The 12,926-nt window shown below is 61.8% G+C and carries 14 protein-coding genes and 2 pseudogenes; 3 read left to right on the top strand and 13 right to left on the bottom strand.

Annotated elements, in window-relative coordinates:
* Positions 1-111, top strand: a 111-nt coding sequence (locus tag CYD53_RS11935) for a DNA translocase FtsK (protein ID WP_146055903.1), incomplete at its 5' end; no start/stop codon positions are given.
* 1,055 nt (positions 112-1,166) lie between these two features.
* Here the strand turns inward: CYD53_RS11935 and CYD53_RS11930 are convergent.
* The 3 genes from CYD53_RS11930 to CYD53_RS11920 form a co-directional block, all read right to left on the bottom strand.
* Positions 1,167-1,436: a hypothetical protein gene (locus tag CYD53_RS11930; protein WP_425428283.1), complete on the bottom strand. Its 270-nt coding sequence runs from the start codon at positions 1,434-1,436 to the stop codon at positions 1,167-1,169.
* Between the two features lie 52 nt (positions 1,437-1,488).
* Positions 1,489-2,205 (bottom strand): transposase, encoded by a 717-nt coding sequence (locus CYD53_RS11925; RefSeq protein ID WP_342751697.1) that lies wholly within the window; start codon positions 2,203-2,205, stop codon positions 1,489-1,491.
* A gap of 79 nt (positions 2,206-2,284) precedes the next feature.
* Positions 2,285-3,115: an alpha/beta fold hydrolase gene (locus CYD53_RS11920; RefSeq protein ID WP_103718289.1), complete on the bottom strand. Its 831-nt coding sequence runs from the start codon at positions 3,113-3,115 to the stop codon at positions 2,285-2,287.
* Positions 3,116-3,531: 416 nt separating this feature from the next.
* Here CYD53_RS11920 and CYD53_RS11915 point away from each other — a divergent pair, with 416 nt between their 5' ends.
* Positions 3,532-4,281 carry an SDR family NAD(P)-dependent oxidoreductase gene (locus CYD53_RS11915; protein WP_103718328.1) on the top strand — a complete coding sequence of 250 codons (750 nt, stop codon included), beginning with the start codon at positions 3,532-3,534 and terminating at the stop codon, positions 4,279-4,281.
* 159 nt (positions 4,282-4,440) lie between these two features.
* Here the strand turns inward: CYD53_RS11915 and CYD53_RS11910 are convergent, their stop codons facing one another.
* From CYD53_RS11910 to CYD53_RS30990, 5 genes and pseudogenes are all read right to left on the bottom strand, one after another.
* Positions 4,441-5,133, bottom strand: coding sequence for a response regulator transcription factor (locus CYD53_RS11910; RefSeq protein ID WP_103718327.1), 693 nt, complete (start codon positions 5,131-5,133; stop codon positions 4,441-4,443).
* Between the two features lie 18 nt (positions 5,134-5,151).
* Entirely contained in the window at positions 5,152-5,514 is a 363-nt protein-coding gene (locus CYD53_RS11905; RefSeq protein WP_103718288.1) for a response regulator, read from the bottom strand.
* A 2-nt stretch (positions 5,515-5,516) separates the two neighbouring features.
* Positions 5,517-6,158 carry a response regulator transcription factor gene (locus CYD53_RS11900; protein ID WP_103718287.1) on the bottom strand — a complete coding sequence of 214 codons (642 nt, stop codon included), beginning with the start codon at positions 6,156-6,158 and terminating at the stop codon, positions 5,517-5,519.
* The gene (locus CYD53_RS11895) at positions 6,148-8,088 is read right to left on the bottom strand and encodes a PAS domain-containing protein (RefSeq protein ID WP_425428287.1); all 1,941 of its coding nucleotides are present in this window, start codon (positions 8,086-8,088) and stop codon (positions 6,148-6,150) included. Before CYD53_RS11895 ends, CYD53_RS11900 begins: the two co-directional genes overlap by 11 nt.
* Before the next feature lie 9 nt (positions 8,089-8,097).
* A pseudogene (locus CYD53_RS30990) lies at positions 8,098-8,247 on the bottom strand (PAS domain-containing protein); the annotation flags it as partial.
* Between the two features lie 21 nt (positions 8,248-8,268).
* Between CYD53_RS30990 and CYD53_RS30710 the strand changes: the two are divergent.
* Positions 8,269-8,565, top strand: a complete 297-nt coding sequence (locus CYD53_RS30710) for a hypothetical protein (RefSeq protein ID WP_245928197.1) — start codon at positions 8,269-8,271, stop codon at positions 8,563-8,565.
* 45 nt (positions 8,566-8,610) lie between these two features.
* Here CYD53_RS30710 and CYD53_RS30985 read toward each other — a convergent pair.
* The 5 genes and pseudogenes from CYD53_RS30985 to CYD53_RS11875 form a co-directional block, all read right to left on the bottom strand.
* Positions 8,611-8,877, bottom strand: a pseudogene (locus tag CYD53_RS30985) (hypothetical protein); the annotation flags it as partial.
* Between the two features lie 404 nt (positions 8,878-9,281).
* On the bottom strand, positions 9,282-10,229 hold the full coding sequence (locus CYD53_RS11890) for a mechanosensitive ion channel family protein (protein WP_103718285.1): 948 nt from the start codon (positions 10,227-10,229) through the stop codon (positions 9,282-9,284).
* Positions 10,230-10,298: 69 nt separating this feature from the next.
* The gene (locus tag CYD53_RS11885; RefSeq protein ID WP_103718284.1) at positions 10,299-10,724 is read right to left on the bottom strand and encodes a cupin domain-containing protein; all 426 of its coding nucleotides are present in this window, start codon (positions 10,722-10,724) and stop codon (positions 10,299-10,301) included.
* A gap of 62 nt (positions 10,725-10,786) precedes the next feature.
* A complete protein-coding gene (locus tag CYD53_RS11880; protein ID WP_103718283.1) occupies positions 10,787-11,539 on the bottom strand; it encodes an SDR family oxidoreductase in 753 nt (250 codons plus the stop codon).
* An 86-nt stretch (positions 11,540-11,625) separates the two neighbouring features.
* Positions 11,626-12,543 carry an MBL fold metallo-hydrolase gene (locus tag CYD53_RS11875; protein ID WP_103718282.1) on the bottom strand — a complete coding sequence of 306 codons (918 nt, stop codon included), beginning with the start codon at positions 12,541-12,543 and terminating at the stop codon, positions 11,626-11,628.
* Positions 12,544-12,926 lie beyond the last annotated feature (383 nt).

Below are 12,926 nucleotides of genomic sequence, written 5' to 3'. Positions count from 1 at the left end.
TCGATCATGGAGCGGATGGAGAACGAAGGCATCGTCGGCCCCGCCAACCACGCCGGCAAGCGCGAGATCCTGGTCGAAACCGGCAGGGCTCGCGAAGACGACGACGCTTAAGCCCGAGCGGCGCGGGGCTGCAGCGCCTGAGGCGAGGCAGGGCAGGCGAGGCATGGGCTGATATCAACAGCGCATGCCTGGTACTCAAAATCCGAATGTCTGCCCCTGAACGAGGTGGAGCCGGTTCGGTTCACCAATGCCGCCAGAACGGTCGCGGCGATCTTGTGCGAAATCGTCCGGCTGATAAATCCTGGCCTCGGATTTCAAACGAATCTGTCGGCGAGTTGGAATGGCTGGCGACGCCGCCGGTCCTGTTCTGATAATTTGCTTCGCGCTAGAAGGTAGACTGGTGGTCGTTTTCTATGCTCGCCTCTCCAGCGGAGTCGCGACGCCGTTTTGGATTTGAGATGTCATGCGAGCTAATTTAATGCGATGGCGTCAGTTTTTTGATAGGGATATATTTTATTTAATACTGTGTGATTTTGTAATTTCGCTCGGGTTGAGGTGGTTTTCGCCATCAAATATCGGGTCTATAATAATTTATTCAGTTTTTGTTTCAGTTATTACGATAGTTATTTTGGCATTTGAGAGATTTTCGGTTTATAATTGTAGCTCATTTAAGGTGAGCGTATATGTGATCAATATTATTATTTTAATGATATCGATTTACTGTAAATTTATTTATCTTACAAATTCTCTGCAAACTGATAGTTATGGTACATACTCTAATAGATCTATATTTTACATATCTCTGTGTTTACTTATATCGTACGGGTTATTTGTAAAAAGATTGAAGTATTTATTTTTGAGAAAGTGAGAAATATTTTTCGCGTCGCGATTGTCGATATTCGACGGTTCTCCCGATATGGGCACGAAATATGGCCAATAGCGTGTTTGACGCGCTCGGTCTCGGGGCGGCGATAGACGGCGCAATTGACAGTGTGACTGGTGATAAAATTCCCAGTTGAGCCCCCGAAGACGAGGATTGAACGCTGGCGTTGCGGCCTCAGATGGCCCCGAAAACGCTGCGACAGCAGGCGCGTGACCGCAGGCCGTTCATCCCCCACTCTCCCACAGACAAGCGCGGGGAACCCTCTCCTTACAGGCTACCGGATTCACACATTGTGTTTGGAGGCTTTGAGGTGAGGCTGGATGAGATTTAGGCCTCGTTTCATGGCCTGGAACTCGAGCCAGCCTTCGAGCATGACGATGGGCCCGGGTTTGCCGTAGTAGCCTGTCCATCCTCCAAGACGGGCGCAGACCCACGCGGCATAGGCCAGCGAGCCTTTTGGGTGGGGATTTTTCTGCCGCGCGGTCTTGCCTTCGAGCCTTGCGTAACAAGCTTCGAGCAAGGCGGCGTCGCCGGGCATGAACGCATCGGTCAATGGCCGCAGCGGTCCCGGTCCGCCGTCGCGGGCATTACGGTGACAGTGCACTTTATTCGGCTTTGCTTTTAGGCCCTCTTTTCGCAGCCTTGAGGTCCCTTCCTGTCAACGTGGCTATGTGCTCCAGAAACGCCTCGCTGCCGATGGGCCGTCCGATGCTTTCAGCCCTGCGCAGTCGTTCAAACGCTGCCGCGTCCTCATCTGCCCAATCGAACAAGCCTTCCCGCGATGGCAGCCTGTCGCGGATTGGCGTAAGATCGGTGACCCCGTCCGGTTCGCCGGTCATATGCGCCCGTGCGCTGGACCAGCGCCAGTCTTGCGCGTGCGCAACCAGCCCGGCGCGCACCGGGTTAAGACCGACATAGCGCACCGCCGACAGCAAATGGTGCTCGTCCATCGCCACAGCGCCAAATCGCCCCTGCCAGAAATGCCCGGTCTTCTTCTGTCGCGCATGGATCACCCCGGCATAGATGCGATGCACCTTTGACAGGGCTCGGCGCAGGCCGTCTGCATCGGCTGGCGTCAGGATAAGATGAACGTGGTTTGGCATCAGACACCAGCTCCAGACGGCGACATCGGCGGAACGGCAGTGCTGCACGAGCAAGTTCCGGTAAAGCTCATAATCGCCGTCGCCGAAAAACACCTGGGCGCGACCATTGCCGCGCTGAGTGACATGATGCGGAAGTCCAGGGACGACAACACGAGCGAGACGAGCCATCGGCGCAGCTTGGCCAACGGCGTCGGCGGCGTCAAAGAAGTGCACTGTCACCGTAACCCCGGATATCGATGATGACCGAACGACGCGGATTTGGACGAGGCGGCTCTGCTTGCCGCCTCGTCCCCGGACGTCAGCCTCGGACGAAGGTTAGGATATCCTTGTTCACGAGATCCGCGTGGGTGGTCGCCATGCCGTGCGGCAGCTTGTTGTAGATATTCAGCGTCGCTCTCTTGAGCAGCTTGGCAGATAGCGGAGCGCTGTCGCCGATCGGGACGACCTGATCGTCATCGCCGTGCATCACGAGAGTCGGCGCCTCGATCATCTTGAGGTCCTCGGTGAAATCGGTTTCGGAAAAGGCCTTGATGCCGTCATGGTGAGCCTTGGCTGCGCCCATCATGCCCTGGCGCCACCAGTTCTGGATGAGGCTGGGATCCGCCTCGACCCCGGCGCGGTTGAAGCCATAGAACGGCCCCGCCGCGAGATCGGAGTAGAACTTGCTGCGATTGGCGGCGAGGCTCTTCCGAAAGCCATCGAAAACCTCGATAGGCAGGCCGCCTGGGTTCCGGTCGGTCTTGACCATGATCGGCGGAACCGCGCCGATCAGGACGAGTTTTGCGGTGCGTTTCCGGCCGTGGCGCGCGACATAGCGCGTGGCCTCGCCCCCTCCGGTGGAGTGGCCGATATGGACGGCGTTGCGCAGGTCGAGATGCTCGACGACAGCCGCGACGTCGGCGGCGTAATGGTCCATGTCGTGGCCCTCGCCGACCTGACTGGAACGGCCATGTCCGCGTCGATCGTGAGCGACGACGCGGAAGCCCTGAGCCAGGAAAAAGAGCATCTGAGCGTCCCAATCATCCGAACTGAGCGGCCAGCCATGATGAAAGATCAGCGGTTGGGCCGATTTCGGGCCCCAATCCTTGTAGAAAATCTCGACGCCGTCCCGGGTCGTCACATAGTTCATGCGTTGGTTCCTTCTGCTGTTCTGGGAGGAAACGATGGCGGGTTGTGCGACGGACTGGAGCGGGAGCGTCCCAACCGCTGCCATTCCGGCGCCGCCGCACAGGAGATCTCGCCGACTGAGGTCGGCCGAGTTGGATAATGCTTTGTTCGACATCGGCGCCTCCGGGGCGCGACTAGGGGTTGCGATCGAAACCTTCGGATGATGCCTTGATCGCGCATCTCCTGAGGTGCCGACTCCGAGGGGCAGCGATATTTCGGTGGCTCCTCGAAGTTGATCGATCTTGCCTGCGTCGTGATTGCGATCAATGCGCTCGGTGTCCGCTTATTCTATGCTGAAGTATATATCGTATCTACTTCGGTATATTTTGATTCCAGCGAAGGGAGCCCCAATCTCGGATCATTCAAATGGAGGTCCGCATGGAAAAACTTGCGAATAAGGTCGCCGTGATCACCGGCGGCAACAGCGGTATCGGCTTCGCCACGGCGCGCATCTTCGTGGCCGAGGGCGCGAAGGTCCTGATCGTCGGTCGACGCGAGGACGCGGTCGAAGACGCCGTCGTGGCGCTGGGGCCAAGGGCGACCGGCCTTGTCGGCGACGTTGCCGATCTCACCACGCATGAACGTGTCGCCGCGCTCGTGGCGGAACGGTTCGGCAAGGCCGATATCTATATGGCGAATGCAGCCGGCATCCGGATTCAACCCAGCCTTGTCGTGACGCCAGGCGATTATGACGGGCAGTTTCTCGCCAATGCGCGCGGCACGTTCTTCGGCGTGCAGAAGATTGCCCCGGTGCTGCGCGATGGCGGCGCCATCCTGCTGACCAGTTCGATCGCAAGTCGCAAGGTGCTGGATGGCCATGCCGTCTATGCCGGCAGCAAGGCTGCGATCGAGGCGTTCGCCCGGAACTGGGCGCTGGAGTTCAAGGATCGGCGTATCCGCGTGAACGTGCTCAGCCCCGGTCCGACCGACACGCCGATCATCGGAAAGCTCGGCGTCGCCGCGCAAGCGCTGTCGCAGGTCGAGGAGCAGGCCGCGCAGGCGATCCCGTTCGGCCGGATGGGCCGGGCCGAAGAACTGGCTCAGGCCGCTCTCTTCCTCTGCTCGGCCGAAAGCGAATTCGTAACCGGCGTTAATCTCGCCGTCGACGGCGGTATCACGCTGACCTGATCCAGGGATAAGCCGGAGCGTTTCGCGGATCGGAGCGGCGACAGGATCGCCGCATCCCCTGAAGCATTTCGAGCGAAGTGGATACCGGTTCGCGTGAAGGAAATGCGATAAATCAAGGGCCTAGAGCATTTCCGTGATTCGGACGGACGCGGATGTGGTCTAGGCGGCGCTCGTTTCGCGCATTCTGACCGGCAGAGCCTCCCACGCCCGGATGAGTTCGCCAATGGTGGTGACTTCCATCTTTCGCATCAGGTTGCCCCTATGCAGCTTGACGGTCACTTCGCTGATGCCGAGGTCGAAGGCGATCTGCTTGTTGAGGCGCCCTCGCGTCACCTCAGACATGATTTCACGCTCCCGGGGCGTCAGCGTCTGCAAGCGCTCGACATAGCTCTTGATCTTCGCAGCTTCCGCCCTTCGTGCCGTGTCCAGCCCGATCGCCGCGTTGACAGCGTCCAGCAGCGTCTGGTCCCGAACCGGCTTCGTCAGGAAGTCCACGGCGCCGGCCTTCATGGCCTGGACGGTCATGGGGATGTCGCCATGCGCGGTCAGAAAGATGATCGGCTTGGGATTTCCGCTCGTCGTCAGATGCCGCTGGAGGTCGAGCCCGCTGGAGCCAGGCATCCGGACATCGAGGATCAGGCATCCCGGCTTGTCCAGTTCGCTGGTCTCGAGCAGTGCCTTTGTCGAACTGAACAAGACCGTCTCGAAGCCTGCCGACAGCATCAGCTCGGACAGTGCTTCTCGAACCGAGGCGTCGTCATCGACGATAATGACGAGGGGGTGCCTCGCCTCGGCCTGGCTTTCTGCCGGGAGTGGCATCGATCTCCGCGCGAGTGAGCGATCAATGATCATGTTCACCTTCCACATCTCTTAGGGACGCAAGGCTCTTGCAATCGCGGTGAGCAGGGCTTGGCCGTCGAAGGGCTTGCAGAAGAAGCTCTCCACGGCGCGCGCCCTGATCTGGTCGGCGAACTCATGTCGCCCGGTGATGAGAAAGACCGGCAGGTCCGGGCGCGCCCTTTTCACGAGGTCGCGCAGCTCGAAGCCGTCCAGCCCCGGCATGCCGATATCCGTGATGAGAAGATCGAGCCCGGCGAGGCCGGCCCTGGTTAACGCGACCGCAGAGGGAAAGCTGCGAACCACATAGCCGGCCGATTCGAGCAGATCCTCGAGCGATTCGAGCAATCTCGGATCGTCATCGACGACAGCCACGATATGTTTATGCTTGCTCAAGCTCAGATTCCTCCCATCCGGCGCGAGTGCCGGATCGGGATTTCCAACCGCTCCGCAATGCGCACCAGGTCGGCGAGCGATGACGCCGCCAATTTTTGCATGACGTTTCTTCTATGGATCTGAAGGGTGACTTCGCTGATGCCGAGCTCGGCGGCGGCTTGCTTGTTGAGGAGCCCGCTGACCACGAGCGGCAGGACCTCGCGCTCACGCGGCGACAGCTCCCGATAGCGTTGCCGCAGGAGCGCGAGTTCGGCACGCCTGGCCCTGGTTTCCCGGTCCTGCGCGATCGCTGCGCGGATCGCCCCCAGAAGCGCCGTGTCGCTGAACGGCTTGGTCAGAAAATCGACGGCACCATGCTTGATGGCGCGCACGGAAGAGGGAATGTCACCGTGCCCGGTGATGAACACGATCGGCGGATGGTCTCCCTCCGCGATCTGCCGTTGCAGATCGAGTCCGTTGATATCGGGAAGCTCGACATCAAGGATGAGGCAGGCCGGAAGATCGGGCTTGTCCGAGCCGATGTAGTGGCCTGCGGATCGGAACAGGGCTGATCGGACCCCGTTTGCGGCCAGCAGCTCGCCCAGCGCTTCCCGGAGGGCTTCGTCGTCGTCGACGACGAACACGATGGTGTCGTCAGCGGTCATGATCCGCTTTCGTTTCGACAGGCAGGGTGAAGACGAACGTCGCTCCACTGGGCTGGTTGTTCTCGGCCCACAGACGCCCGCCATGGGATTCGATGATGGTGCGCGATATCGCCAGCCCCATGCCCATTCCATTGGACTTGGTCGAGAAGAACGGCTCGAAGACCTTGTCGGGAACGTCGATCCCCACTCCCGTATCCCGGACTTCCGTCCGGAGAAGATCACCCGTGCGTGCGCACCGGATGTGAAGCGCCCGGTGCTGCGTCGGCTCCATCGCCTCCAGGCCGTTGCGGATCAGGTTGACGAGAACCTGCTGGATCTGGATTCGGTCCAGCGCCAGTGGGGGCAGTCCTGCCTCGATATCGATCTCGATGCGAATGCGGCGCCGGCTCGCCTCTTCCAGCATCAGATCGCGGGCCTCGTGGAGGATGGCGTCGAGCCGGCAGAGGCTTCGCGCTTCGACAGTCTGCCTGAACAAGGCGCGGACCCGGCCGACCACGGCGGCCGCCGAGTTTGCGTCGCGGATGATGCGCTCGACGGTCTTCTGTGCCCGCTCCAGATTGGGCGGGTCCAATGTGAGCCAGCGTTGGCAGGCATGGGAGTTGGCGACCACGGCGGCGAGGGGCTGGTTGACCTCATGGGCGATCGAGGCGGAGAGCTCTGCAAGGCTCGCCGCCTGCGCCGCGCGCGCCAGGCGCTCCTGTGTCAGTGTCAGCGCTTCCTGCGCGCGCACTTGATCTTCGATCTCGAAGCTGATGCCGTTCCACTGAACGATCTCGCCCTCGCCATTGCGCATCGCCGCGGTTCGGGTTTCGACCCAGCGAAACACGCCGTCCGCCCGCCGAAGGCGGTGCTTCATCGCATAGGGTGAGCCCGTCGCCAGCGAGAGGCCATATTTCTCTTTGACGTCCGGGAGGTCGTCGGGATGGATGATCGCTTCCAAGGTGCCGGCGAGGCGTGTCCTTCCGTCCTCATCCTTGTCCCCGAGCCCGAAGCCGAGAAATTCCCGCAGCTTTTCGCTCCGATAGATCGGCTCCCCGTTGGGCGCTGCGCAGTAGATCAGGGCGGGCAGGGTCTCGACCAGCTGGCGCAGCGAACGCTCGCTCTCCCGGAGCGCCTCCTCCCCCCTCAGCTGATCGTCGATGTCGTGGGATAGTCCATGCCATTGGATGATGCTGCCGTCCTCGTCGCGCAGCGGCTCCGCGCGCCCATCCATCCAACGGTAGACGCCATCATGGCGGCGCAGCCGGTAGCGCATCGAAAAGGGCAGGCCGGTGAGCAGGCAATGCTTCAGCTCGGCCCATAAACGAACAGCGTCGTCCGGATGGATGGCGGCATTCAGGGCCGCCGCATATCGCTCCGTCCGGGATGTCTCGAGGTCGCTTTCGTCGAGACCCAGGAAATCGATGAATCGGCGATTGAAGAAATTTGGCTCGCCGGCAGGCGTCAAACGCCAGATGTGGCTCGGCACCAGATCGACGAGGCGTGTCAGCTCCTGTTTGCGGAGATGCAACTCCGTCTGCGTGACGATCAGATCGTGGATGTCGACAGAAACGCCGTACCAGCGGACGATCTTGCCGGTTTCATCGCGCAAGGCTTCCGCACGTGTTTCGGTCCAGCGATACGCGCCATCGGCCCGACGCTGAAGATATTTGATGTTATAGGGCGCTCCCGTCGCAACGGATTTGGCGAATGTCTGCTCCGCCAGATCCAGAAAATTGGGATGGATCATCTTCTTCAACGACAGAGATCCGTCGGGCGCCATAATGGTCTCTCGTGTCGCGCCGGTCACCTCCATGATCCGCTTGTTGAGATAGGCGGGATGCCCTTTCTCGGTCATGCTCCAGATCATCGCCGGGACCGTGTCGATCAATTGCTCCAGATGCTGCTCCCTGGCCCGGAGTGCAGCTTCAGTCTTCTTGTAGACGTCGATGTCGATCGAGGTGCCGAACCAGCCCGTGATGCGACCTTCATCATCGCGGGTCGGCCGCGCCGATATGCGGTGCCAGACATAGTGTCCGGTGGCCCGCAGCATCCGGTATTCGATGTTCCACGGCTCGCCGGTCTTCAGGCAATGACGCAGCGTGGAGGCGGCCTTGTCGACATCGTCGGGATGGACGCCGCGCATCCAGCCGGCTTCGCCGCCGTCGATGAATTCGCGATCGCCGAGGCGACGATTGAGATCCTCCAAGGCCATGTCGATCGCGACCTGGGCGGCCGGTGTGACATAGGTGAACTTGCCCATCGCGTCGAAAGCCCAGGCCTTTCCGTGCAGGCTTTCGATCACCTTGGCCGCCTTGACCGCCGCCACGGTCGCTCCAAGGGATTCCGCGACGGTCCAGCGATCGCATGGTCTGGAAACCATCGCGTCGACATCGACGCTCACGCCATAGCCCGGCTCGGCGCGTAGTTCGGTCCAGCGGTAGCTGCCGTCAGGCTCACGCTGCCGATAGCTGGTCACCTGCGGCACGCCCGTCCAGAATGCGTAGGCTGCCGCCTGTGCGATCGCAGGCCGGTCATCTGGATGAACCGCGCCGTCGAGCGCCCTGTCCGCGTAGCCTCCGAGCCCGTCCGGCTGCCTGGCCGCTCGCCGATGCAGCGCAGCAAGCCGGCTGCCTCGACGAAGCGGATCAGGCACCAGAAGCAGGCCGATACAGCCGGCCACCGCGACGAGGGCTCCGAGCGAAAGCGCCTCGTCCCGTATCGTGCCCGGATACAGCATGGCAGCAAGGACCGTCCCGGCAAGGGCGATCAGCAGCCCGCCCCAGAGCGACAACAGCCAGTATCCGCGAGCGTAGAGGAAGAGAGCGCCAATCGGCGCCAGGATGCCGAAAGGCGATCCGGCCGACCAGCACGCCGCGAGGCCGATGGCCAGCGTGACCAACATCAGGGCCGGCGGCGTTCGATGAAGCGCTGCTATCATGATCGGCTGCTCCTGTCGGAGACGGAATGCCTCGAAACCGTCAGAGCTTCATCCAGCGCCGGTCCTCGAAGACCCGACTGGCAAACTCGCTGGAACTTAGCGCCGGAACGCTGCAGCCGCACTTATGGAAATCCATGACTTGCAAGCAGACCGGCTGGCCGGCGCCGGTCGCCGCCAGAGCTGCTGCAACAGGACCCGATGCTCTAGGCGGGCAGGGCCAGCGCAAGAGCGCTTGCGTCGCAGCGGTCATGGATCAGGTCGATCAACTCGTTCATCGCGGAAACACCCGTGGCGAGGCTCGCGACACGGAACTGCAGCTCGACCTCGATCGCCGTCGCGTCGATGGTCTTCAAGGCAACAGCTGGCGGCGGATCCTTGACGATCCGGGTACTGGCGTCCAGCACGGAGCGCATGGCGCCCTCGATGATGCGCGGCCGCTGCCCGGCCGCAAAGCGCAGGCTCAAGGTGAGCAGATGCGACTCGTCGGGGCGGCTCAGGCTGGTCAGGCTCTGCTTCGCCAGCAGACTGTTCGGCAGCACGACGATGTTGTTCAACCCGGTCAGCAGGTTGGTGGAGCGCCAATTGGTTTCGGTGACACGCCCCGCGGTGCCGTCGCTCAACTGCACCCAATCACCGATCGAATAAGCTTTGCCCAGCGTCAGGGCGATGCCCGAAAAGACGTCGCCGAGCGTGTTCTGCAGCGCCAGGCCCAAGATCAACGCGACGACGCCCGAGGTCGTCACCAAGGTGGCGACCGGCAGGCCGAAGACGAAACCCATCACCGACAGCGCTACGCCGAGATAGATGGCGGCAACGGCCATGTCCAGGATCAGATGCGCTTCCCGCGGCTTGCGATTGAGCCTGACATAGATGTGGAGGAGGCCGATGATCGTCCAGGCGAGATGGGTCCACCAGAGGATCCTGGCCGATTTGGAGAGCATCGCGGCCAAGCCCTCCGCATAGGGCTCATCGGGCTGATGCGGAGCAATGCCTCCCAAGTAGAGCACGAGGCTCATGCCTGCGAAGAACAGGATCTGGACGATCAGGCGGCCTGTGGGACGGTTGCAGCCCTGAAGGTGCCATATGACGATACCGGCAAGTCCCAGGATATTGATCAGAACGACAGGGAGGATGTGATCATCGCCGAGCATGCGGGAAATCTCCGTGACGATTATGCATCCCGAAGAAGGGCTGCGCCGGATCGGTCCAGATCTGTCCACCTACTTCTTGAGTGGAAAGGTCAGTTCCTGCTGGGCGGTATCGACAACGAAGACGGCGAGCAGTTTTGCCGGATGCGTCTTGCTGGCGTTCTCACTGACGCCGTGGCGATCGCCCGGGAATTCCGAAAAGCTCTCGCCGGCCTTGTAGACCGTAACCGGACCCTCATTGACCTGGCTGCGGATCGCTCCTTGGAGAACGGTCGCATAGATGAAGGCGGATGTGGGGTGGGTATGGCCCTCCGAGAAGCCAGCTGGGGCATACTCGACGAGAACGCCCCTGATGCTCTTGCCCGGCACGTTCGGCAGCGCGTGGTCATAGACCAGCGTGACCTTCGCACCCTCGCCACCACCGGGCGTGTCGTGCGCAAGGGCCGAAGCCGAGAGGAGAGCCGTCAACGCAACGGCGCACGCCAATGATCTGGCCATGTCTATTGTCCTTTCATGATCGGGGCGGATGAGCCGTTTCGCAGAGCGCTCGTCCGGGAGCCTTATGTCCGGGGAGCGGTCGCGAACCAGCGATCGAAATCGATGCGACCGATGCGGGGGGTATTGTCGGAGACGAGCGAGCCGGCCTCCAGCTTGGTCCCGAAATACCGGGCATCCGGGTCGGCGACGACAATGCGCGGATCTCCGATGGCCTTGAGATAGCGCGCGACGAAATCGCAAAGGCGCGCGCGTTCGGGACCGGAGATTTCGATGATGCCGTTGACCGGCGCGGCCAGGGCGGCCTCCGCCACGAAATCGGCGACATCGTCTGAGGCGATCGGCTGCAGATTGCCCGTCGACAGATGGGTCGTGTCGCCGACCGTTCCAGCTTGGGCGATGCCGCCGAGGAATTCCATGAACTGCGTCGACCGCACGATCGTATAGGGAATGCCGGCCTCGCGGATGATCGCTTCCTGCGCCAGCTTCGCGCGCAGATAGCCGCTATCCGGCAGCCGATCGGTTCCGACGATCGAGAGCGCAACATGGTGCTTGACCCCGGCCTTCTTCTCCGCTGCCGTCAGGTTCTGGCCCGAGATCTGGAAGAATTCGAGCACGGCCTTGTCCTCGAAGGACGGCGAGTTGGCGAGGTCGATCACCACCTCGGTCTTCTCGAGCGCCTCCGCCAGGCCTGCGCCGGTGATCGTGTTGACGCCGGTATTGGGGGCGGCGGCGATGACGTCATGCCCCTGTCGGCGCAGGCGCTCCGCGGTCTTGGAACCGATCAGGCCGGTCCCGCCGATAATCACGATTTTCATCTGCTGTCTCCTTTCGCAGCATCCAAGCGGCGCGCCGTTCACCAAATCCGTGGGCGAACGGCGCTGCCGGTGCGGAAAACCAGGGGTCAGTAGTCCCAGAAAGCCGGGACCCAGCGGAAGGTGTCGCCCTCGGCGGCCACCCGGCCGACGGACGGGAACGGCAGATGGGTCGCCACGAGCTGTTCGCCGGTCCCCGCGAGCTCGGTCAAGAGACGGATCCGGACGCGTGCTGCTTCCTCGGGATCGTGCTCGAAGCCGTTGTGCCAGTCGGGGTGATCGAACCCGACGGTGAAGACGGCGTCGCCAGCGAAGGTCAGCCGGTCGCTGCCGGACGCCAGGCGGACCACGCTGTGGCCGGGCGTGTGGCCACCGGTTCGGCGGACGATCACGCCCGGCGCCACCTCATGCTCCTCCTCGAACAGCCGCAAATGGCTGCGATACTCCTGCGCGAACCGTTTAGCGGTTGCCCTGAGCGCGTCGGGGAAGCCCTCTGGCATGTTGACCTGGGTGAAGTCTGGCGCTTCCCAGAACTTGACCTCGGCGGCGGCGACATGGATCCGCAGGTCCGGACGCAGCCGGTCTTTCACACCCTCGACGAGCAGCCCGCCGACATGATCCATATGCATGTGGGTCAGCACGACATCCGTGACGGACGCCAGATCGATGCCGGCGGCGGCAAGCCGCTTGACCAGTTGTCCCGCCCTCGGCAGGTTCAGATTGGGATCCAGCCCCAGTCCGGCATCGACGAGAATGGTCTGATCGCCGCTGTGCACGACGACGACGTTGAGCGACCAGTCGAAAGCGTCCTGCGGCAGGAACATCTCGTTCAGCCAGCTCGCCCGCTCGGTCGCGTCGACATTATGTCCCAACATCTTGGTTGGAAGCGGCAGCACGCCATCGCTGATGACCAGCACGTCGATTTCGCCGACCTTCACCGCATAGCGCGAGGGAACGAGCTCCTCCGGCCCCGTCCTGCCGGGGCGTGAGCTAATGTCCAGGCTCATGATTGTCTCCTCTTGACCGCCGTTCTGCACGGCACCGAGACGCTATTGGGAGGCGTCCTGCCGGTCGATTGGGTCAAGGAATAGGGCGAACCATACCATGTTATAGGTTCAGGCCGTCAGGCTGGCTTCCTGATCAAAGACGCGCTGCCCCAATACGTGGAGATTTGCCGTCTGGGGTTGGCAAGAATGCGGACGAGGCAAGAACGGCCTTTTCAATACTGCACGCCGAGAGTGCATCTCCTAGACATTGGTTTAAATCCACTAGACCGTTGTTTGATTCCGCTGGACACAGAATCCGAGCCTATTGGCCGATGCCGCTGCCACTGACGGAAGTGGCCGATACGGCTGAATTGCAGGATCAGCAGGAGGCTCTCGTGGGACAG

Source organism: Allobosea psychrotolerans (genome assembly GCF_002917105.1).
In the GTDB taxonomy this organism is placed as follows: Bacteria; Pseudomonadota; Alphaproteobacteria; order Rhizobiales; family Beijerinckiaceae; genus Allobosea; species Allobosea psychrotolerans.
The sequence above is the reverse complement of the archived record's forward strand: the minus strand, read 5'-3'. Positions and strand labels throughout refer to the sequence as shown.